Raw genomic sequence first — 19,929 nt, 5'->3', positions numbered from 1 at the left:
AGGCTGAAACCTGCGCGCCTTTTCTTATGCCGCCAACGTCAACAAGCGGTAAAGGTGCCATGTGGCATGCCCCAGAAGTGGCAGCACCAAAAACAGCCCCAGAAACCACGGCAGTAGGGCAGCAAATGTAAGGGCCGCAATAACGCCGGCCCAGAGCAGCATGGGCACGGGATTGGCCAGCACCACCTGAAAGCTGGTAATCATCGCTGTCACGAAATCCACCTCGCGGTCCAGCAAAAGCGGCAGCGCGATGACCGTAATCATATAGAGAAGCAACGCGAAAACGCCTCCCACAGCGGTGCCCACAGCCAGCATCGCCAGACCATTCGGTGACAGGAATACGTCGTAAGAGCTTGATATGTTTGTCATTGTGGACAGACCAAGGAATAGCGCAAAGATCATATGCGCCAGAAAGAACCAAAAGAGGAACACCATGATGATGATCGCACAGATCGAGGGCAATTGCCTGCCAGACTGGCGGATCACGACGCTCAGGATCTCGGACATCACCAAGGGGCGACCCTGATCCAGCCTACGGCTGACCTCGTAAAGACCCACAGCCGCGAAAGGCCCCACCAGAGGAAAGCCCACAGCCGCGAAAACCAGCCAGTAGGTTTTGCCGGTCGTCCATGTGACCGCCACCAGAACCAGTCCCAGAAAGACATAGACCGAGGCGAAGAACAGCCCGTAAAACGGGGCGCGGCGCATATCGGCCCAGCCACGGCGCAGCGCCTCTGACAGCATAGGCAGGGTCACGCTGCCCATATCCGGCAGGCCCTCTTGCGGTGTGTCCGGCATAATCCCTCCCCTTCATATTCCGGTATTGGCGGATGAAAACCGCAAAACCAGCCGAAAGCAAGCGATATGGCTTGTGTCTACAAAAGGGGCGGTTTCCGGTTTGGCCAGTCGGTCGCTTGATGCCAGGCCTGCGCCAGTTGCAACAGCCCCGCATCATCCCCGTGCCGCCCGAAAAGTTGCATCCCCATCGGCAGCCCCGCCCCTGCCATTCCATCTGCACCGAACCCTGCGGGTACGCAGACCGAGGGCAAGCCGATCAAGCTGACAGGCACCACGACCTCCATCCATCGGTGATAGGTGTCCATCTTCTGGCCCGCGATTTCCTTGGGCCAGTCCAGATCTACCGCGAAAGGCCAAAGCTGCGCCGATGGCAGGACCAGCGCATCATAGGTATCGAAAAGCTCTGCCGCGCAGGCATACCAGCGTGACCGGATCATGCTGGCGCGCTGGATCTGCATCGAGGTCAGGGCGCGGCCCATCTCGATCTCCCAGATTGCTTCGGGCTTGAGCAGCTTGCGCTTGGCGGGAACGGAATAAAGCGGATCAAGCCGTCCGGCATTGGCAAAGGCGCGCAGGGTAACCCAGCTTTCCCAGATCTCGGCGGCGCTGAACGGGGGGGGCACAGCCTCGACCGTGCAGCCCAGACCGGCAAAGCCCTGCACCGCGTCCCCGACCAGATCCAGAACCCCTGCCTCCATCGGATAGGCCCCGCCCCAGTCGCCTAGCCAACCGATGCGGCGGCCTGAGACCTCGGTATCTATCCCGTCAAGAAAGCTCTTGCGCGGCAGGCCGAAGGGCACCCGGGGGTCAGGACCCGCCTGCACCTCAAGCATGGCCGCCATGTCGCGCGGATTGCGCGCCATAGGGCCAAGCGTGGCCAAGGGATGCATAAACGTATCGCCCACCGGATCGGCAGGGATACGCCCCCAGCTAGGCCGCATCCCGTAGACATTGCACCAGCCCGCCGGATTGCGCAGCGAACCCATCATGTCCGACCCGTCCGTCACCGCGATCATCCGTGCGGCCAGCGCCGCCGCCGCACCGCCCGATGATCCGCCCACGGTGCGACTGTCATCATAGGGGTTGAGAGTAGCGCCATGCACAGGGTTGAAGGTATGACTGCCCAACCCGAATTCCGGCGTATTGGTCTTGCCGATAAACAGCCCCCCCGCCGCGCGCATCCTTGCGACCATGCCGCAGTCGGCCTTGGGAATGAAATCCGAGAACGCGGGCGATCCCATCGAGGTGGGAATTCCCGCCACATCGGCCAGATCCTTGACCGCCAGCGGGATGCCGTGCAGCCAGCCCTTGCGGGCGGTGTTATCCACCTCCCGCGCCTCGGCCAAAAGTGTTTCGGGATCGCGCAGGCTGACCACGGCGTTGACGGGGCCATTGACCGCGTTGATCCGCTCCAGCGTCGCCTGCATCAGTTCAACCGCGCTGATCTGGCGCGCCTCCAGCATCGCCGACAGCGCCAGCGCGTCGCGGTTCATCAGATCATCCACCGGTTATCCTTCCCTGCCCCTACGCGGGCAGTTTCGACAGATAACAGGCCTGTGATCAAGCGGAATTCAGTCCTCGGTCTGCGCCTCGGCGCGGGATTTTCCCGATACGGCCATCGCCAGCGTAGCCCCCATCAGCCCGTCCAGATCACCATCCAGCACGCCTTGGGTATCCGAGGTTTCAAACCCTGTGCGCAGGTCTTTGACCATCTGGTAGGGCTGCAACACGTAGGACCGGATCTGGTTACCCCAACCCGCGTCTCCCTTGTTGGCATGCGCCTCGTTGATGGCAGCGTTGCGTTTGTCGAGTTCCAACTGATAAAGCCGCGATTTGAGCGCCTTCATGGCGATATCGCGGTTCTGGTGCTGCGACTTTTCCGAACTGGTCACGACGATGCCGGTGGGCATATGCGTGATCCGCACCGCGGAGTCGGTTGTGTTGACGTGCTGGCCGCCGGCACCGGACGAGCGGTAGGTATCAATACGGATATCGTTGGCGGCCACTTCGATGTCGATATTGTCATCCACCACCGGATAGACCCAGACCGAAGAGAACGAGGTATGCCGCCGCGCGGCGCTATCATAGGGGCTGATCCGCACCAGACGGTGCACGCCCGATTCCGATTTCAGCCAGCCATAGGCGTTATGGCCGGAAATCTTATAGGTGACCGATTTGATGCCCGCTTCCTCGCCGGCCGATTGGGCCTGCATCTCGACCTTGTAGCCCTTGCGCTCGGCCCAGCGGACATACATGCGCGCAAGAATGCTGGCCCAGTCGCAGCTTTCCGTACCGCCCGCGCCTGCATTGATTTCAAGGAAGGTATCGTTGCTGTCGGCCTCGCCGTCGAGCAGCGCTTCCAGCTCTTTCTCGGCGGCCTTGGCTTTCAGCGCCTTGAGCGCGGCTTCAGCCTCTTTGACGACCTCGGTGTCGTCTTCCATCTCGCCCAGTTCGATCAGGTCGATATTGTCCTGCAATTCCTGCGCGATGCCTTTGACGGTGTCGAGTGCATCGACAAGTGCCTGCCGGTCGCGCATGAGAATCTGCGCCTTTTCAGGATCGTCCCACAGTGTCGGGTCTTCGACACGCGCGTTGAATTCCTCAAGCCGGTGGGGGGCCATGTCCCAATCCATGCGTTGACGCAGCAATTCCAGCGATTTCTGGATGTCGGCAATCGTGTTCTGAACCTCGGCGCGCATGGGTCTTCCTGCTGGGTAGATATGGAATGGATCGGATGATCGCCCCGCGTGATAGACCAGCCATCGCGTCGGGGCAAGCGCGGGCGCCCTGTCTTGACTGCCTTGTCTAGTATAGGCCGCCGGACGAGACTGTACCGAAATCGGCCTTGGGGCCAACGGTGGCGGTACTGCCGGTTGATGTCGTCACCTCGCGGCCCAGCCGCGCCCCTGCCTCTTGCACCAGCGGCAGGTTCGATCCCATCGCGAAACCGCCATCATACATGATGCCAAAAATCGGTTCTTCCCCGTCGCGGAAATATTCGGCAACGACATATTCGCCGCTGGCATCATCCGACAGGCGCGCACCTGTGAAACGGTCAATTTTGATGAAACGGCCACCCGGTGGCACCTTGAACGGGCCGCCGCCATATTTCTCGGTGGCTTGCTTCATGAATTCCTGAAACACTGGACCGCACATGCCGCCGCCAGATGCACCCCGCCCCAAGGGGCGCGGTTGGTCATAGCCGATATAGCAGCCTGCAACGATATTGCTGGTGAAGCCGATGAACCAGACATCCTTGGCCTCGTTGGTGGTGCCGGTCTTTCCCGCCACAGGCACGCTCAGCCCGACAGTGCGTGCAGCGGTGCCGCGTTCGACCACGCCGGTCATCATCGAGGTCAGCTGATAAGCGGTGATCGCGTTCATCACGCGTTCCAGATTTGAATCGATCTTGGGGGCCTTGTCGGGCGCGATTTCAGGCACGGCACAATCGACGCAATTGCGCTGGTCATGGCGATATATCGTGCGTCCGTAGCGGTCCTGCACACGGTCCACCAAAGTGGGCTGCACCCTTTCGCCGCCATTGGCGAACATGGCATAGGCTGCGACCATCTGGAACAGCGTCGTCTCTTCGGAGCCAAGCGAGTTGGCAAGGAAGCGGCCCATATTGTTGTAAACGCCGAATTTCTCGGCGTAATCTGCCACAACATCCATACCGATTTCCTGCGCCAGACGAATGGTCATCAGGTTGCGCGATTGTTCAATTCCCGTGCGCAGCGGCGTTGGGCCGTAATATTGGTTGCTCGAATTGCGCGGACGCCACAGGCCCTGCGGTGTGTTCACCTCGATTGGCGCATCCACTACGATGGTGGCGGGGCTGTAACCACTGTCCAGTGCCGCCGCATAGACGAAGGGCTTGAAGCTGGAACCGGGCTGTCGCCTGGCCTGCGTCGCACGGTTGAACACCGAATCCTGATAGCTGAATCCGCCCTGCATTGCGATCACGCGACCTGTATTGACGTCCATCGCCATAAAGCCGCCCTGCACCTCGGGCACCTGGCGCAGGCTCCAGCGGCGGAAGCTTCCGTCGCTATCGGAACTGATGGCGCGCACCAGCACCACATCACCGACCGCGACCAAGTCAGACGGCACATGCGCCCGCGACGCCAGCGAGCCGTTTTCAAGGCGTTTGCGCGCCCAAGTCACATCCTCGGCAGCGATGACATGCGCGTCACCCTCCTGACCTTCGATGCCAAGCCGCGCCGCGGAACCGGACAGTTCCAGCACGACCGCCGGATACCACGGACCGTTCAGATCAATGTCGCGGGGGACGTCGACACGGGCCAGGGCCTCGCGCCAGTTGTCCAGATCGGTCGCCTCAAGCTTGCGCCCCGTGCCGCGCCAGACGCCGGCATCACGGTCATAGCCCTCAAGCCCGCGCCGCAACGCACGGGCCGCATCAAGCTGCATATCCGGGTCGATAGTGGCGCGCACGGTCATCCCGCCCGAGAAAAACTCCTCCTCGCCGAAATCGACGGAGAGTTGGCGGCGGATTTCATCGGTGAAATAGTCGCGCGGCGGCAAAGCGGTGCGAAACGCCTCGAAATCACCGGCCTGTACCGACCGCAGTGGCATCGCCACCTCGGTCTGGAAGACCTCTTCGGTCAAGTAGCCGTTATCCTCCATCTCGCGCAGCACGTAGTTGCGCCGCGCCAGAAGACGCTCGGCCTGCCGGACGGGGTGATAATCCGACGGGGCTTTGGGCAGTGAAGCCAGAAACGCCGCCTCATGCGGGGCCAGATCGCGCAGGTTCTTGTTGAAATAGGTCTGCGCCGCCGCCGTCACGCCATAGGAGTTCTGACCCAGAAAAATCTCGTTCAGATAGAGTTCGAGAATGCGGTCCTTGCTCAATGTCTCTTCCAGGCGCGTGGCAAGGATAATCTCCTTGATCTTGCGCTCGGCGGCACGTTCGCCCCCCAGCAGGAAGTTCTTCATCACCTGTTGCGTAATGGTCGAGGCGCCACGCACATCCCGCCCGCGCGACGCCACAGCGTCGTAAGCGGCCGCCGCGATGCTGCGCGCATCATAGCCGCCATGCGAATAGAAATTCTTGTCCTCGGCCGAGATGAAAGCCTGCTTGACCAAATCGGGAATCTCGTTCGCCGGTGTGAAAAGTCGCCGCTCCTTGGCGAATTCGTCGATGATCCGCCCCTCTGCGGAATAGATCCGGCTGATTGTCGGCGGAGTATATTGGGCAAGGCTTTCATGGCTCGGCAGATCGCGGCCATAGATGTAGAAGATCGCGCCAATGCTGATCGCAACGGCGAACACCCCGAGGGTCACAAGGGTAAAAAGCCCGCCAAGGACGGAAAGGATAAATCTGATCACGCGCAGCCTCTGGATATCATGGAACGACCTATACCCCTGTGCGGCAGTAGGGTCAAAACAAGAACCCGCGATAAGCGGCAAGGATTTGCCGCGTCACCCTGCGTTATTGCCGCACAAGATCGGACAGTGCGGCATCCTCGGCCACCCAAAGACTTAGCCCGTCGCGGATCGCCTCGGCCATGCGGGCGCGGAAAGCCGGATCGCGCAGGTTCTTGAGATCGCGCGTGCTGGACAAAAACCCAACCTCCAGCAGGATCGAGGGGATATCGGCGGCTTTGAGAACCGAAAACGCCCCCCGCCGCACCGGACGGCTGTTCAACGGCAGTTCCGCGGCACCGATTCGCGCCACCAGCGCCTGTGCCAACCGTTCCGATCGCGGCTGCGTTTCCTGCCGTGCCAGATCCATCAGGATACCGGCGACCTCGTCATCCTGTCCCGTCAGGTCGATCCCCGCCAGCAGATCATCCCTGTCATGGCGCTCGGCCAGCGTTGCCGTGGCGGCGTCACTGGCGCTCTCGGACAGAAGATGCACGGTGGCCCCATGCGCCTGCCCCTCGGACAAGGCATCGGCATGCAACGAGATGAACACCTGCCCGCCCACCGCATGGGCCATGTCAACCCGCCTGTCCAGCGAGACAAAACTGTCATCCTCGCGCGTCAGGACCACCTCGAAACCGCCATCGCGGCGCAGCACATCCTGCAACTCGCGCGAGAAAGTCAGCATCAACTCTTTCTCGGACAGGCCATCGCGCTCGGCACCGGGGTCGATGCCGCCATGCCCGGGATCAAGCACAACGACCAGCGGCCCCTCGCCTGTCCGACGCGGGGACGCGCGCGTCACTGCAGCGGGTGGGGGCAGGTCATAGGCCGGATCATAGGGCGCGCCCGATCTGGCCGCGAACTCTTCGGACGTTGCGGCGCGCAAGGTGATCCGCAACCGCGCCACGCCGGTCTCGGCGTCGATCCGCATGCCCGCACGGTCCAGCACCATCGGCGCCGCCAGATCCAGCACCATGCGCGACCATCCGGGCCGCACCGCACCAAAGCGCAACTCTGTGATAGCTTCCGCCTCTCCCAACGCGTCGGCGGCAAGCCCCTGCCAGTCTACCTCGCGGAAATCCAGCACCAGACGCGGCGGCACATTGGCTGCAGCCTCCAGCGTATAGGCGCGGTAAGGCACCCCTTGCGACAGTGTCAGATCCAGCGTGACAACATCACCCGCCTGCGCCAACGCGCTTTGCGCCGCATCAACCCGCGCAAGACCGCTGAAACCCGAGGATTGGGCGGCAGCGCCAAATGGCACCAGCGCCGCAGTCCAGAGCAGCACAATGGCTGCGAAAACGCGTGATAATCTGCTCATTCGCCCCGTTCCGGCTGTTTGGACCAAGACTACATCACTCGGTGAAATGATGCACCCGTCGAATATCACGCGTTACCGCCTTGCGTCCATGAACCGCGCCAACCGCGCGAGGCCTTCCTGGATGTCCGCAGTCGCACGGGCATAGGAGAAGCGCAGCGTGCCGGCCCCGCGCTCTGGGTCGAAATCCAGACCCGGCGTGACGGCAACGCCCGCTTTTTCCAGAATTTCGGCGGCAAAGGCGCGGCTGTCATCCGTCAGATGACTGACATCGGCATAGACATAGAACGCCCCGTCAGGTGGCGCGATGCGGTCGAATCCGGCGCGCGGCAAGCCTTCCAGCATCAGGTGGCGGTTCTCGCGGTAGACATCCATATTGGCCTGCAATTCCGCGTCGCAATCCATCGCGGCCAGTGCAGCGATCTGGCTGGCATGGGGCGGGCAGATGAACATGTTCTGCGCGATCCGCTCGATCACGCGGACATGATCGGGCGGCACCACCATCCAGCCCACGCGCCAGCCCGTCATGCTGAAATACTTGGAGAACGAGTTGATCACATAGACATCATCGCTGATCTCGAGGGCGGTCACGGCCTTTGCCTCGTATTCGATACCGTGATAGATCTCGTCGCTGATGAACGCGGCCCCTGCCCCCTGTGCCGCATGAATCAGCGCGGCCAGCGCGTCACGGTTCAGCATCGTGCCGGTCGGGTTGGCAGGCGAGGCCACCATAAGCCCCGCAAGGTCCATGCCCGCGAAATCAGACGCCACCGGCTGAAAGCGGTTCTCCGCAGAGGTCAGCAGATCGACAGGCTGCAAACCCAAGGCGCGCAGAATCTGGCGGTAGCTGGGATAACCCGGCGCGCCGATGCCGACCTTGTCGCCGGAATCAAACAGCGCCGTGAAGGCCAGAATGAACGCACCGGACGAGCCGGATGTCACCACAACCCGGGCCGGATCAAGCTCGACGCCGTACCATTCCCCATAAAGCCGTGCGATGCGGGCACGCAACGCAGGCAGACCCAGCGCCACAGTATACCCCAGTGCGTCGCTCTCCATCGCTTGGGCCAAAGCCTGCCGCGCCCCTGCTGGCGCGGGCGTTCCGGGCTGGCCGACTTCCATATGGATGATGTGGCGGCCAGCCGCCTCGGCGGCGCGTGCGGCCTCCATCACATCCATCACAATGAAGGGATCAACTGCCCCGCGTCTTGAGTTCCGCATCGCTTTTTCCCTATGCTGGTGTTCAGGCTTCCTGTCGAGGCGGCAATTCACAGCGAAACGGCGGGCGCGTCAATGCAACAGCTCTGGAACGTGATCACGGCGGTATTGCTTTGGCTGGCCATGACGTTGCAAGCGGGCGCTGTCACCCTGATCCGCGATGCGGATATCGAATATGCCCTGTCCGAACTGGCCCGACCGATCCTGCAGGCGGCGGGGCTGTCGCCTGCATCCGTGCGCGTGATGATCATTCAGGACGACACGATGAACGCGTTCATTCTGGATAACAGCCATATCTTCATCCATTCGGGCCTGATGCTGCGGATGACCGATGCGGCCATGCTGCAATCGGTGATTGCCCATGAGGCGGCCCATATCGCCAATGGCCATATCGCGCGCCGCAGCCAGAACATGGCGCGCGCCAATACGATCACGGGTCTTGGCATCGCGCTGGCAGCTGCTGCCGCTGCCGCTTCGGGTCGTAGTGAACTGGCCGGTGTGGGGCTTGGTGTCAGCAATTCCGCTCGCCGTGTGTTCATGTCTCATACACGGTCCGAGGAAGCCGCCGCCGACAATGACGGTCTGCGCTACATGGAACGCGCCGGTATCGACACGCGCGGATTTACCGAGGTGCTGAACCTGTTTCGCGGGCAAGAGGTGCTGGCCGAACAGCGGCAAGACCCTTATGCCCACACACACCCGCTATCGCGTGACCGTCTGCGCGCGGTCGAGGCGTATATACAGGCCCGCCGCGGCGAGGTCGCGCCCGATCCCGCTGCGCAATACTGGTTTGCAAGGGTCAACGGCAAACTGTCAAGCTTCCTGCGCGCACCCCGCTGGACGCTGGATCGTGTCAGGCAAAGTGCGACACCGGATATCGCCCTGATGCGCGAGGCGATTGCATGGCACCGCACCCCCGATCCGCGCCGTGCTATTGCGGCCGTGGACAAACTGGTGGCGATGCGTCCGCAAGACGCCTATGTGCATGATCTGCGGGGCCAGATCCTGCTGGAAAGCCGCCAGTTTCCCGCCGCAGTCAATGCCTACCGGCAGGCGGCAGCACTGGCCCCACGCAATGCGCTGATCCAGGCAGGCTATGGCCGCGCGCTTCTCGCCGCCGATCAGCCGCAGGCCGCATTGCAGGCACTGTCGGCTTCAAGGGATCGGGATTTCCGCAACGGCGCGATGCTGCGCGATCTGGGTGTGGCTTATGCCAAAACCGGACAGGCCGGCATGGCCTCGCTGGTGACGGCGGAACGCTTTGCCCTGTCGGGACGTCTTGACGATGCGCTGATCCATGCCACACGCGCTGCGGGCCTTTTGCCGCGGGGTTCCACCTCTTACAATCGCGCGCAGGATGTGATCTTTGCCGCCGAAACCGCCGCCAAACAACGGAGATGACCCGATGATCCACCCCTTCCGCAGCGCGACCCTTGGCGCGGCCTTGTCCCTCATGGCCCTGACAGCCCCCGCGCAGGCTTTCGACATCACCAATATGAGCGATGACGAGCGCAGCGCGCTGCAAGCCGAGATCCGCAGCTACCTGTTGGAAAACCCTGAGATCATCATGGAAGCCGTCAGCGTGCTGGAGCAGCGTCAGGCCGCAGCGCAGGCGCAGGGCGATGTCGATCTGGTCCGCGTGAATGCGGATGCGATTTTCGGTGACGATCATTCATGGGTCGGCGGCAATCCTGACGGGGATATCACGCTGGTCGAATTCACCGACTACCGCTGCGGTTTTTGCCGCCGTGCCCATGCCGAGGTGGAACAACTGCTCGAGGCGGACGGAAACATCCGCTTTATCGTCAAGGAATTCCCCATTCTGGGCGAGGAATCCGTGCTGTCCTCGCGCTTTGCCATTGCGGTCAAACAGATCGCAGGCGACGAGGCCTATAAGGTCGCGCATGACATGCTGATCAGTTTTCGCGGTAATGTGACCCCTGAAAGCCTTGAGCGGATGGCCAATGATCTGGATCTGGACGCCGCTGCGGTCATGACCCGCATGACGGATGAGGCGGTCACACAGGTGATTGCGGAAAACCACGCGCTGGCAGGTCGGTTGCAAATCAGCGGCACGCCGACCTTCGTGCTGGAAGACCAGTTGCTGCGCGGCTACATGCCACTGGCCGATATGCAAACGCTGGTCGCCCAGACCCGTCAGGAGTGAGGCCTGTCAACCCCATGCGGTACGGGCTTGTGATCCTGCTGGCATCGGGCCTGTGGTCGGATGCTGCGCGGGCTGACGGGCTGTTCGGTCCGATAGGCCGCGCTGCCTTGGGGGCCGAGATTCGCGCGCTTTTGCTCGAAGAACCCGAAATTCTTGAACCCGCGCTGAACCCGCCCTCTGCGTTCGAGGAATCGGTCAACGCGGATCTGTCGCGGCTGGAAGAACTGGCACAGCAGCTTTTTGATCCGGCGCTTGCGGGCTTTGGCGCTGAGGATGCAGTCTTGCACATCGCCATTTTCATACGGCACGCCTGCAGCGATTGCGCACGGGCGCAGGACGATCTGCAGGCACTGGTCAAGGATCACGATCTGCGGGTTACAGTGCACCGGATGGATGACAACGGCGCGGGTGCTGCGCTGGCCCAAGCGCTGGAGTTGTCCGAGGCACCATCCTATGTGCTGCCGGACATGATGATACAGGGCCACATACCCCCGGCTGTGCTGGAGCGCTACCTGTCACGGTAAGACGCGGCTGGCACCGGAACTATTCCGCCGCTTCTGTCGCCTTCTTCTCGGACGCGATCTGTTCCTCGATCACAGCGGCCCGCGCCTCGACCTGTTCGACAATATGCTCGACCATCTGGTCATTGCCCAGCTTGTGGCTTTGCTTGCCCGCCAGATAGACCATACCCGATCCAGCCCCGCCGCCGGTAAAGCCCACATCGGTCATCAGCGCCTCGCCTGGACCGTTCACGACGCAACCGATAATGCTCAGGCTCATCGGTGTCTTGATATGCTCAAGCCGTTTTTCCAGAATCTCGACCGTCTTGATCACATCGAACCCTTGCCGCGCGCAGGAAGGGCAGGAGATGATGTTCACGCCCCGATGCCGAAGTCCCAGCGACTTCAGGATCTCGAACCCGACTTTTACCTCTTGGACAGGATCGGCGGACAGCGACACGCGGATCGTATCGCCAATGCCCATCCACAGAAGATTGCCTAGACCGATGGCCGACTTGATCGTGCCTGACACAAAGCCGCCCGCCTCGGTAATGCCCAGATGGATCGGGGCATCCGTCGCCTCGGCCAGTTGCTGATAGGCGGCGGCCGCCATGAAGACGTCCGACGCTTTCACGCTGATCTTGAACTCGTGGAAATCATTGTCCTGCAGAATCTTGATATGCTCCAGGCCCGATTCCACCATCGCATCGGGGCAAGGCTCGCCGTATTTGTCCAGCAGATGCTTTTCCAGCGATCCGGCATTCACGCCGATACGGATCGAGCAGTTGTTGTCCCGCGCAGCCTTGATCACCTCGCGCACGCGGGTCGCATCGCCGATATTGCCGGGATTGATCCGCAGGCAGGCGGCCCCCGCCTCGGCGGCCTCGATCCCGCGTTTGTAGTGGAAATGGATATCCGCCACCAAAGGCACATCGACCTCGCGCACGATCTGGCGCAGCGCGCGCGAACTTTCCTGATCGGGCACCGAGACACGGACAATATCGGCACCGGCCTCGGCGGCGGCGTTGATCTGCGCCACGGTCGCAGCCACGTCGGTGGTCAGCGTGTTGGTCATGGTCTGCACGGAAATCGGCGCGTCCCCACCAACCGGCACGCGCCCCACATGGATCATGCGGCTTTTGCGGCGGTAGATGTTACGCCAAGGGCGGATGTGGTTAAGCGACATGCCGAATTCCTGATGGGTTTCGTTGCCACGACCATATCGCGCAGGCGACCTGCCTGCAATCACTGCTGCTTGTCAGATGATCACTCTGACGGGGGTGTGACTGCCCGTGCTTCGGCGACTGTGCGCGCAAGATCGGTGTCCGCCTCAAGGTCGGCAACCGTGTAGGTTGCCGTCAGATGATCCACTGACAGTGCCACATTGGACGTTACGGTGCCACGTGGGCCGACAGGGCCATAATGCTGACCATTGACCGCGAAATAGATCGAGCCGGATTCGCCCACACGCAAAAGAGCGGGGTCTTCCGTTGCAGGCACAGCATAGCGGTCGCCCGCTTCCATGATCCCTTCGAAAATCACGGTTCCATCGGCGGCATTCACGCGCACCCATGCGGAACGCACAGCGACCATTTCGACGCCCGGTGACGGATCGGCAACCACACGCGGCATCTGCGGCCCGATCTGGTCCAGATCGGCTGTCCGGAAATCCGAGGTCACCATTGTCTGCGACTGACGCTCGATATCCGCGAACGCGCCCAGCGTGGACGGGTCCAGCGTCGAGATCGGCGCATCGCGCGCCACCATGACCGGCACATCCAGCGCCTGCGGGCGATACATGCGCGTCAGCGCATCATTGCTGGACTGTCCGCCATTTGTCGCCGCCAGTGTCTGGCCTGCAACCGTATCATCAACGCGCGGACGTGCCTTGAGCGGATCAAGATCGGACATCACATCGGGCGTATTCTCGACCGGCGCGAACTGCACGCGCTGCACTTCATTCAGAACGGACCAACCGCCATAGCCGATGGTGCCGATCAGAAGCAGCAGCACAAGGCTCGAGCCGATGGCGCGCGGTTCGATATGGCTGAAAAACGCATCCTGCGCCGGAGCGAAGGGCGTCGTCGGTGCGGCGAAAGGATCGCGCGCGCTGGGGATCTGGCGCGGCAGCGGGGTTTTCTTCGCGGAAGAAGCCGCCGCCGACATGCCATGTGCGGTCGAGAAACCGCTTTCGGCACAGAAGGCCGCAAAGGCGTGATCGGGGTCCATGTTCAGATAGCGCGCATAAGAGCGCACATAGCCCGCGATGAAACCCGGAGTGTCAAACGCTGAGGGGTCACAATTTTCGATTGCAGCGATGTAGGATGCGCGAATACGCAACTCTCTCTGCACGTCCAGAAGCGATTTGCCCATGGTCGCGCGTTCGCCCCGCATCAGATCGCCAAGACGCAGATCATAATCGTCAAAGCCCTTGGGCTCGACAATCTCGTCTTCGACTTTACGGGAGAACCTCCGCCCGATCATACACGCTGCCCCGTCGTTTGAGGTTTCAGACCCGAGCCATCCCCGATTCGAGTCTCACTCTTTCTTGATCCAACGATAGCACAGCACAAGCCGAATTACACATTTACATATGGTTAAGCGCTCATTTCGGCGCGATTCAGCGCACAATGCGACCACAGCGCATCCATGGCATGCACCAGACGGTCCATCTCGTCGGGTCCATGCACCGGTGAGGGGGTGAAACGCAGCCTTTCAGTCCCGCGCGGAACGGTCGGATAGTTGATCGGCTGGACGTAAATGCCGTAGCCGTCCAGCAGCATATCGGACAGTTTCTTGGTATGCACAGGGTCACCCACGATCACCGGCACGATATGGCTGCCGTGGTCAATGATCGGCAGGCCCATACCCTTCAGACGGGTCTTGAGAATCCGCGCCTGCGTCTGGTGCTTTTCGCGCAAGCCGTGATCGCGCTTGAGATGGGCCACACTTGCCGCTGCTCCCGCTGCGATGGCAGGCGGCAGCGATGTGGTGAAGATGAAACCGGGCGCATAAGAGCGGATCGCGTCGCACATCCGCGCCGAGGCCGCGATATAGCCGCCCATGACGCCATAAGCCTTGGCCAGCGTGCCGTTGATGATGTCCAACCGGTGCATCAGCCGGTCGCGTTCCGCCACCCCTGCCCCGCGCGCGCCATACATGCCTACGGCGTGGACCTCGTCGATATAGGTCAACGCGCCGAATTCGTCGGCCAGATCGCAGATCGCTTCGATCGGGCCGAAATCGCCATCCATCGAATAGACCGATTCAAACGCGATCAGCTTGGGTGCCGCTGGATCGTCCGCCGCCAGCAATTCACGCAGATGCGCCACATCGTTATGGCGGAAAATCCGCTTGGCCCCACCATTGCGGCGCACGCCTTCGATCATCGAGGCATGGTTCAGTGCATCGGAATAGATGATCAGGCCGGGAAACAGTTTTGGCAGGGTGGAAAGGGTCGCGTCATTGGCGATATAGGCCGAGGTGAACAGCAGCGCCGCTTCCTTGCCATGCAGATCGGCCAGTTCCTTTTCCAGCCGCTTGTGCCAAATCGTCGTGCCCGAGATATTCCGCGTACCGCCCGAACCTGCACCCGTAGCATCAAGCGCCTCGTGCATGGCGGCCAGAACGACAGGATGCTGGCCCATGCCAAGATAGTCATTGCCGCACCACACGGTGATCGGTGCCTCGGATCCGTCGGGCTTGCGCCAGACTGCATGCGGGAAATGGCCGCGCCGCCGCTCGATATCAATGAAAGTGCGGTAACGCCCTTCCTTGTGCAGGCTGTTGATCGCGTTGTCCAGCAGGGCAGAATAGTCCACCGGCAGTCCCCTTTTTCGTCATTCTCCACCGTGGCAGAGCGGCCCTTGGCCCCATATCTCCAGTTTGGAATGGATATAGTTTGCGCCATTCCCATGCAACAGGTTACAAATTGACGCTGCCAAAGCCTTTGATCTGCATCAAAGGTTTAGGCGAATTTCGCGGGATTTCCACTTTCCTGTTTGACCTTCCGCAAGGTCAGCCCGCCTGCTCTGGACAGTGCAGACCAGCTTGATACGCTCTGGGTTAATTACCTTGTGCGGAATTTTCATGACGCACAGGACTCCAAGTTCAGAAAGGACCACGATGACCCTTCCCGATGTGCTCGCCCGTATCGACGCAGACTTGCCTGCTGCGACCGAACGGTTGATGGACCTGCTGCGTATTCCGTCGATCTCGACCGATCCGGCGTTCAAGGCCGATTGCCAGTCCGCCGCCGACTGGTTGGTGGCCGATCTGGCCAGCCTCGGTATCCGCGCGAGCGCGCGGCCTACACCGGGGCATCCGATGGTGGTGGGGCATGTGGACGGGCCCGAGGGCAGCCCGCATGTGCTGTTCTACGGGCATTACGATGTGCAACCCGTCGATCCGCTGTCGCTATGGCATTCCGATCCGTTCGATCCCAAGGTTGAGGATACCCCCAAGGGCAAAGTCATTCGCGGACGCGGCGCATCCGATGACAAGGGACAGTTGATGACCTTTATCGAAGCCTGCCGCGCATGGACGGCGGTCAAAGGCGATCTGCCTTGCCGCATCACATTCCTGTTCGAGGGCGAGGAAGAATCCGGCTCTCCGTCACTGATCCCATTCCTGCAAGAAAATGCCGATGAATTGCGCGCCGATGTGGCCCTGATCTGCGACACGGGGCTGTTTCAGGACCGCTCGCCCGCGATCATCACGATGCTGCGGGGCATGGCGCGCGAGGAGGTGACAATTCACGCCGCGACACGTGATCTGCATTCGGGCATGTATGGTGGCCCCGCGATGAACCCGATCCGCGTGCTGACCCGCATCCTTGGCGGTTTGCATGACGATCAGGGCCGCGTGGTGTTGCCCGGTTTCTATGACGGCGTGCCCGAACTGCCCGATACCATTCGCGCGCAATGGCAGAATCTGGCCTTCGATCATGGATCGTTTCTTGGTGATGTCGGCCTGTCACATCCAGCAGGCGAATCCGACCGCACGCCGCTTGAGATGATCTGGTCGCGCCCCACAGCGGAAATCAACGGCATCTGGGGCGGCTATACCGGCGAGGGTTTCAAGACCGTGCTGCCCGCCGAAGCCCATGCCAAGATCAGTTTCCGCCTTGTCGGTCAGCAAGATGCCGAGGCGATCAGCCGCAACTTCCGTGACTGGATCAACGCGCAACTGCCCCCTGACTGCACCGCCAGCTTCAAGGAAATGGGGGGTGCGGGCGCCAGCCAAATGCAGATCGACCACCCCCTGTTCGAAAAAACCCGCCATGCCCTGACCGAAGAATGGGGCACCCCCGCCTCTTACGTGGGCTGTGGCGGTTCGATCCCGATTGCGGGTTATTTCCAGTCCATCCTTGGCATGGAATCGATCCTTGCAGGCTTTGGCCGCGATGACGACCAGATCCATTCCCCGAACGAGAAATACGACATGGAATGCTTTCACAAAGGCATCCGCAGTTGGGCGCGGGTTCTGGAAAAACTCACATGATGACGGGGTTTACCGAGCATGTCTTCACCCATGACGGTGTAGATGTCGCCTATAGCAGCGGCGGCGAAGGCCCGCCGCTGGTGCTGCTGCACGGCTTTCCGCAAACGCGGTCCATGTGGGCGCGGATCGCGCCCGCGCTGGCGCAGGCGCACCGCGTGATCTGCCCCGATTTGCGCGGATACGGGGCCTCCGGCAAGCCTGCTGATGTGGCCGATTACAGCTTTCGGGCGATGGGTGCCGACATTCTGGCGCTGATGAACCATCTAGGACATGACCGCTTTGATCTGGTGGGCCATGATCGCGGCGCGCGCACCGCACACAGGATCGCGCTGGATGCACCGGAACGCATCGACAGCCTGACCCTGATGGATATCATCCCCACACATACGCTTCTATCAAAGCTTTCACATCAGGTTGCAAAATCTTATTATCACTGGTTTTTTCTGGCGCAGCCAGCGCCATTTCCCGAAACCCTGATCGCGGCCGATCCGGATTACTATTTCCAGTCCTGCCTACTGGGATGGGGCGGTGCCACGCTTGACGATTTCGACCCCGCGCAACTGGCAGCCTACCGTGTCGCGTGGCGCAACCCCGAGACGATCCGCGGCATGTGCAACGATTACCGCGCCGCGATCCTGCATGATCTGGCGCTGGATACCCTCGATCTGGCGCAGCGCGTTACATGCCCCACGCTGGTACTGTACGGAGCGGATGGCGCAATGGCGCGGGCCTATGACGTGCCTGCTACATGGGCCGACCGCTGCACCAACATCCATGCCGCAACCGTTCCGGGCGGGCATTTCTTCCCCGATACCGCGCCCGAGCAGACGCTGGTGGCGCTGCGTCGCTTTCTGGACCGAAGCTGATCCGGTTCAGACCACCCCGATAAACCGCTCGGGAAGAATGAACTGTTGGGGGTAATCGGGCCTGTCAAAACAATAAAATCCGGTATCCCCCCTTGGCCGGAAGCTGCGGCGCATCTTGCGACGGAAAGTGGTCATGTCGAACCCCTCGACCAATTCCAGCGCGCTGAACGCCTCGAACACCGCGCGATCCTCTCCACGCGCAGAGGCGAACCAATGCCGCCCGATAGCGGTATCCTTCACATCGCCCCCCACTTCGGCGGTGGTGGCGTTGCGGCGGTCCATCACCTCGGCATAGGCGGCGAAATCGCAGAATTTCAGATGCAGCAGGAACAGTTCGTCCGGCGCATGTATCTTGGGATATTGGGTGAAATGCCCGCCCCGCGCGATCTTGGTGCCGGTCGAGATGATGCAGGGCTTGGAGTAATGCGGCGCCACGCGCACATGGCGACGCGGCCCAATGATCTGGTCGGTGATGGTATCCGGCTCCAGATCGGTGCGGTGGATCACCTCAAGCCCCAAGGGTGTGATGACCTGTTTATCGGGCATGGCCGCCAGATAGTCCAGCAGGGTCAGCCCCTTCTGAGGATCAATGACCACCAACTCGTCCACATCGCCCACAATCACATGGCGATAATATCCCTTGAGCCCCCCCACCAGATTGTTCAGCAACCGCCAGCGCTTCATATCGAAGTTCTTATGAGGATCGCCGGGTATCCCTATGATATTGCATCCTTTCGCTAGTTCATTGACGATGTCGCCGCGCCCGTGATTGACGACATAGCAATTCTCGCGCCCGAAAATCTGTCCGTAATGGCGCAACCATGCGGACAGAAAGAACGCATCATCCCGCACCATCGTCACGGCTGCCGCTACTGTCTGCATCACATACCCTCGCCTCTGGTCAACAGGCCCTTGTCTAGCCTGTTTGAATTGATCTGAGAATCGAAATAACGTCTTGTTTCTGTTGTGTGACCCAAAGGACAAGGATCGGACGTTTGGACTATGACATCCCCGAAAGCTTCCGCCAGTCCGGAGTGTTCCTGCGCCGCCGCCATGACGTGGCACTGACCCAGTTTCAGGTCTTGGGCGAAAGGGGAAGCGCCACCAATCTGGTCCGCAAACTAATCGAGAAGAACGTCGATATCATGCGGACCGAGGCCTTGGGCTGGAAACACGCCATTCCCGGTATGGTCGCCATTCCGCAGGATTTTCTGGTCGTGGCGGTTGTGCGTGATGCGCGGGCATGGGCGCTATCCATGCACAAACGCCCGTGGCACGCCGATCCGCGCCTGCAAGCCCTTTCTTTCGGGGCGTTCCTGCGCGCGCAGTGGCAGGGGATTGTGGATCGCAGCGCCGATTTCGAGCAGATTCACCCCGAGATTGCAGACAGGGTGCAAGGCCTGCGGCTGGAGCTTGACCACCATCCGATCACAGGCAAGCCCTATCCCAACCTTTTTGCGCTGCGGCAGACCAAGCTGGAAGGGTTGCTGGGCTTTCTGAACCGCGATTGCAACCTGTTGCTGGTACGCGCCGAGATGGTGCAGGCCGACCCCGCGCGTTTCGTTCAATGGTTCGTGCATGAAACCGGCCTGCCGCTATCGGGCAAGTCGATCTCAGGGGTCAAACGGCGCCTTGGCACAAGGTTCAACCATTCCACCCCCGCACGGGGAGAAACGCCCGTTGCGTTGGCGGAAGACGACATTGCCTTTCTCAAGCAAGAACTGGACCTGTCATTGGAGTCCGCACTTGGCTATGACTATGCCTGACGCCGCGCGCGCACCGCTTTGACCAGCGCCAGCATCCACGGCAGGCCGTGATAGACAAGATCAAAAATGTCGATCGGGCGGCGTAAATCACCTGCGGCCAGCATTTTCAGTTTTTCCCAGATATGCGGCTCTGGCACAAAGGGGGCGAGGCCCAGTGTCAGGCACAACAGCACTACGATCGGCCAACTGATGCGGTCGATTATCGTCATGCTCACATCCTGATCGAGATAAGTAAGTGGCGCGGTTGACGGGGCTCGAACCCGCGACCCCCGGCGTGACAGGCCGGTACTCTAACCAACTGAGCTACAACCGCGCGACGCGCATGAGATACGAGGGATAGCGATGGCGCGGTTGACGGGGCTCGAACCCGCGACCCCCGGCGTGACAGGCCGGTACTCTAACCAACTGA

17 protein-coding genes and 1 tRNA gene are annotated in these 19,929 nt (G+C 61.2%); 6 read left to right on the top strand and 12 right to left on the bottom strand.

Annotation, left to right across the window (positions count from 1 at the left end):
* Positions 1-24 precede the first annotated feature (24 nt).
* The 6 genes from K7H22_RS17985 to K7H22_RS17960 form a co-directional block, all read right to left on the bottom strand.
* The gene (locus K7H22_RS17985; protein WP_230802230.1) at positions 25-798 is read right to left on the bottom strand and encodes a DUF2189 domain-containing protein; all 774 of its coding nucleotides are present in this window, start codon (positions 796-798) and stop codon (positions 25-27) included.
* A gap of 77 nt (positions 799-875) precedes the next feature.
* The gene (locus K7H22_RS17980) at positions 876-2,291 is read right to left on the bottom strand and encodes an amidase (RefSeq protein ID WP_230802278.1); all 1,416 of its coding nucleotides are present in this window, start codon (positions 2,289-2,291) and stop codon (positions 876-878) included.
* A gap of 78 nt (positions 2,292-2,369) precedes the next feature.
* On the bottom strand, positions 2,370-3,497 hold the full coding sequence (prfB, locus tag K7H22_RS17975) for a peptide chain release factor 2 (RefSeq protein ID WP_230802229.1): 1,128 nt from the start codon (positions 3,495-3,497) through the stop codon (positions 2,370-2,372).
* 106 nt (positions 3,498-3,603) lie between these two features.
* The gene (locus K7H22_RS17970) at positions 3,604-6,144 is read right to left on the bottom strand and encodes a penicillin-binding protein 1A (RefSeq protein WP_230802228.1); all 2,541 of its coding nucleotides are present in this window, start codon (positions 6,142-6,144) and stop codon (positions 3,604-3,606) included.
* 103 nt (positions 6,145-6,247) lie between these two features.
* The gene (locus tag K7H22_RS17965; RefSeq protein ID WP_230802227.1) at positions 6,248-7,504 is read right to left on the bottom strand and encodes an N-acetylmuramoyl-L-alanine amidase; all 1,257 of its coding nucleotides are present in this window, start codon (positions 7,502-7,504) and stop codon (positions 6,248-6,250) included.
* A gap of 72 nt (positions 7,505-7,576) precedes the next feature.
* Positions 7,577-8,722 carry a pyridoxal phosphate-dependent aminotransferase gene (locus K7H22_RS17960; protein ID WP_230802226.1) on the bottom strand — a complete coding sequence of 382 codons (1,146 nt, stop codon included), beginning with the start codon at positions 8,720-8,722 and terminating at the stop codon, positions 7,577-7,579.
* Between the two features lie 72 nt (positions 8,723-8,794).
* Here K7H22_RS17960 and K7H22_RS17955 point away from each other — a divergent pair, with 72 nt between their 5' ends.
* From K7H22_RS17955 to K7H22_RS17945, 3 genes are read left to right on the top strand one after another with little or no spacing between them, the layout of a single operon-like run.
* Positions 8,795-10,120 carry a M48 family metalloprotease gene (locus tag K7H22_RS17955; RefSeq protein ID WP_230802225.1) on the top strand — a complete coding sequence of 442 codons (1,326 nt, stop codon included), beginning with the start codon at positions 8,795-8,797 and terminating at the stop codon, positions 10,118-10,120.
* Between the two features lie 4 nt (positions 10,121-10,124).
* Entirely contained in the window at positions 10,125-10,886 is a 762-nt protein-coding gene (locus tag K7H22_RS17950) for a DsbA family protein (protein WP_230802224.1), read from the top strand.
* 14 nt (positions 10,887-10,900) lie between these two features.
* Entirely contained in the window at positions 10,901-11,410 is a 510-nt protein-coding gene (locus tag K7H22_RS17945) for a hypothetical protein (protein ID WP_230802223.1), read from the top strand.
* Between the two features lie 19 nt (positions 11,411-11,429).
* Here K7H22_RS17945 and ispG read toward each other — a convergent pair whose 3' ends face one another.
* The 3 genes from ispG to hemA all read right to left on the bottom strand — a co-directional run bounded on the left by ispG (position 11,430) and on the right by hemA (position 15,207).
* The gene (gene ispG, locus K7H22_RS17940) at positions 11,430-12,572 is read right to left on the bottom strand and encodes a flavodoxin-dependent (E)-4-hydroxy-3-methylbut-2-enyl-diphosphate synthase (RefSeq protein ID WP_230802222.1); all 1,143 of its coding nucleotides are present in this window, start codon (positions 12,570-12,572) and stop codon (positions 11,430-11,432) included.
* 80 nt (positions 12,573-12,652) lie between these two features.
* Complete coding sequence (locus K7H22_RS17935; RefSeq protein WP_230802221.1) at positions 12,653-13,870, bottom strand: helix-turn-helix domain-containing protein; 1,218 nt, start codon at positions 13,868-13,870, stop codon at positions 12,653-12,655.
* A gap of 113 nt (positions 13,871-13,983) precedes the next feature.
* The gene (gene hemA / locus K7H22_RS17930; protein ID WP_230802220.1) at positions 13,984-15,207 is read right to left on the bottom strand and encodes a 5-aminolevulinate synthase; all 1,224 of its coding nucleotides are present in this window, start codon (positions 15,205-15,207) and stop codon (positions 13,984-13,986) included.
* Between the two features lie 304 nt (positions 15,208-15,511).
* Between hemA and K7H22_RS17925 the strand changes: the two genes are divergently transcribed.
* Both K7H22_RS17925 and K7H22_RS17920 read left to right on the top strand, forming a co-directional pair.
* Complete coding sequence (locus K7H22_RS17925) at positions 15,512-16,888, top strand: M20/M25/M40 family metallo-hydrolase (protein ID WP_230802219.1); 1,377 nt, start codon at positions 15,512-15,514, stop codon at positions 16,886-16,888.
* The gene (locus K7H22_RS17920) at positions 16,885-17,754 is read left to right on the top strand and encodes an alpha/beta fold hydrolase (RefSeq protein ID WP_419248194.1); all 870 of its coding nucleotides are present in this window, start codon (positions 16,885-16,887) and stop codon (positions 17,752-17,754) included. The genes K7H22_RS17925 and K7H22_RS17920 overlap by 4 nt, the downstream gene beginning before the upstream one ends.
* Before the next feature lie 6 nt (positions 17,755-17,760).
* On the opposite strand, the gene K7H22_RS17915 is transcribed toward K7H22_RS17920, so the two are convergent.
* A complete protein-coding gene (locus tag K7H22_RS17915) occupies positions 17,761-18,636 on the bottom strand; it encodes a glycosyltransferase family 2 protein (protein WP_230802218.1) in 876 nt (291 codons plus the stop codon).
* 113 nt (positions 18,637-18,749) lie between these two features.
* On the opposite strand from K7H22_RS17915, the gene K7H22_RS17910 reads away from it, so the two are divergent.
* The gene (locus K7H22_RS17910; RefSeq protein ID WP_230802217.1) at positions 18,750-19,520 is read left to right on the top strand and encodes a hypothetical protein; all 771 of its coding nucleotides are present in this window, start codon (positions 18,750-18,752) and stop codon (positions 19,518-19,520) included.
* Here K7H22_RS17910 and K7H22_RS17905 read toward each other — a convergent pair.
* Both K7H22_RS17905 and K7H22_RS17900 read right to left on the bottom strand, forming a co-directional pair.
* The gene (locus K7H22_RS17905; RefSeq protein ID WP_230802216.1) at positions 19,511-19,729 is read right to left on the bottom strand and encodes an RND transporter; all 219 of its coding nucleotides are present in this window, start codon (positions 19,727-19,729) and stop codon (positions 19,511-19,513) included. The genes K7H22_RS17910 and K7H22_RS17905 overlap by 10 nt on opposite strands.
* A 27-nt stretch (positions 19,730-19,756) precedes the next feature.
* Positions 19,757-19,833 (bottom strand) — tRNA-Asp (locus K7H22_RS17900).
* Between the last annotated feature and the right edge of the window lie 96 nt (positions 19,834-19,929).

The sequence above is a fragment of the Seohaeicola saemankumensis genome (genome assembly GCF_021021435.1).
GTDB lineage: Bacteria > Pseudomonadota > Alphaproteobacteria > Rhodobacterales > Rhodobacteraceae > Seohaeicola.
Note: the sequence above shows the minus strand (reverse complement) of the source record. Positions and strands in the feature narration are given on the sequence as shown.

Excerpts from the sequence above, each read along its gene's own strand:
- K7H22_RS17960 (WP_230802226.1), bottom strand. The coding sequence starts at position 8,722 with ATGCGGAACTCAAGACGCGGGGCAGTTGATCCCTTCATTGTGATGGAT.
- K7H22_RS17905 (WP_230802216.1), bottom strand. The coding sequence starts at position 19,729 with ATGACGATAATCGACCGCATCAGTTGGCCGATCGTAGTGCTGTTGTGC.
- K7H22_RS17985 (WP_230802230.1), bottom strand. The coding sequence starts at position 798 with ATGCCGGACACACCGCAAGAGGGCCTGCCGGATATGGGCAGCGTGACC.
- K7H22_RS17980 (WP_230802278.1), bottom strand. The coding sequence starts at position 2,291 with ATGAACCGCGACGCGCTGGCGCTGTCGGCGATGCTGGAGGCGCGCCAG.
- K7H22_RS17965 (WP_230802227.1), bottom strand. The coding sequence starts at position 7,504 with ATGAGCAGATTATCACGCGTTTTCGCAGCCATTGTGCTGCTCTGGACT.
- K7H22_RS17915 (WP_230802218.1), bottom strand. The coding sequence starts at position 18,636 with ATGCAGACAGTAGCGGCAGCCGTGACGATGGTGCGGGATGATGCGTTC.
- K7H22_RS17950 (WP_230802224.1), top strand. The coding sequence starts at position 10,125 with ATGATCCACCCCTTCCGCAGCGCGACCCTTGGCGCGGCCTTGTCCCTC.
- K7H22_RS17925 (WP_230802219.1), top strand. The coding sequence starts at position 15,512 with ATGACCCTTCCCGATGTGCTCGCCCGTATCGACGCAGACTTGCCTGCT.
- K7H22_RS17955 (WP_230802225.1), top strand. The coding sequence starts at position 8,795 with ATGCAACAGCTCTGGAACGTGATCACGGCGGTATTGCTTTGGCTGGCC.
- K7H22_RS17945 (WP_230802223.1), top strand. The coding sequence starts at position 10,901 with ATGCGGTACGGGCTTGTGATCCTGCTGGCATCGGGCCTGTGGTCGGAT.
- K7H22_RS17920 (WP_419248194.1), top strand. The coding sequence starts at position 16,885 with ATGATGACGGGGTTTACCGAGCATGTCTTCACCCATGACGGTGTAGAT.
- ispG (WP_230802222.1), bottom strand. The coding sequence starts at position 12,572 with ATGTCGCTTAACCACATCCGCCCTTGGCGTAACATCTACCGCCGCAAA.
- K7H22_RS17935 (WP_230802221.1), bottom strand. The coding sequence starts at position 13,870 with ATGATCGGGCGGAGGTTCTCCCGTAAAGTCGAAGACGAGATTGTCGAG.
- prfB (WP_230802229.1), bottom strand. The coding sequence starts at position 3,497 with ATGCGCGCCGAGGTTCAGAACACGATTGCCGACATCCAGAAATCGCTG.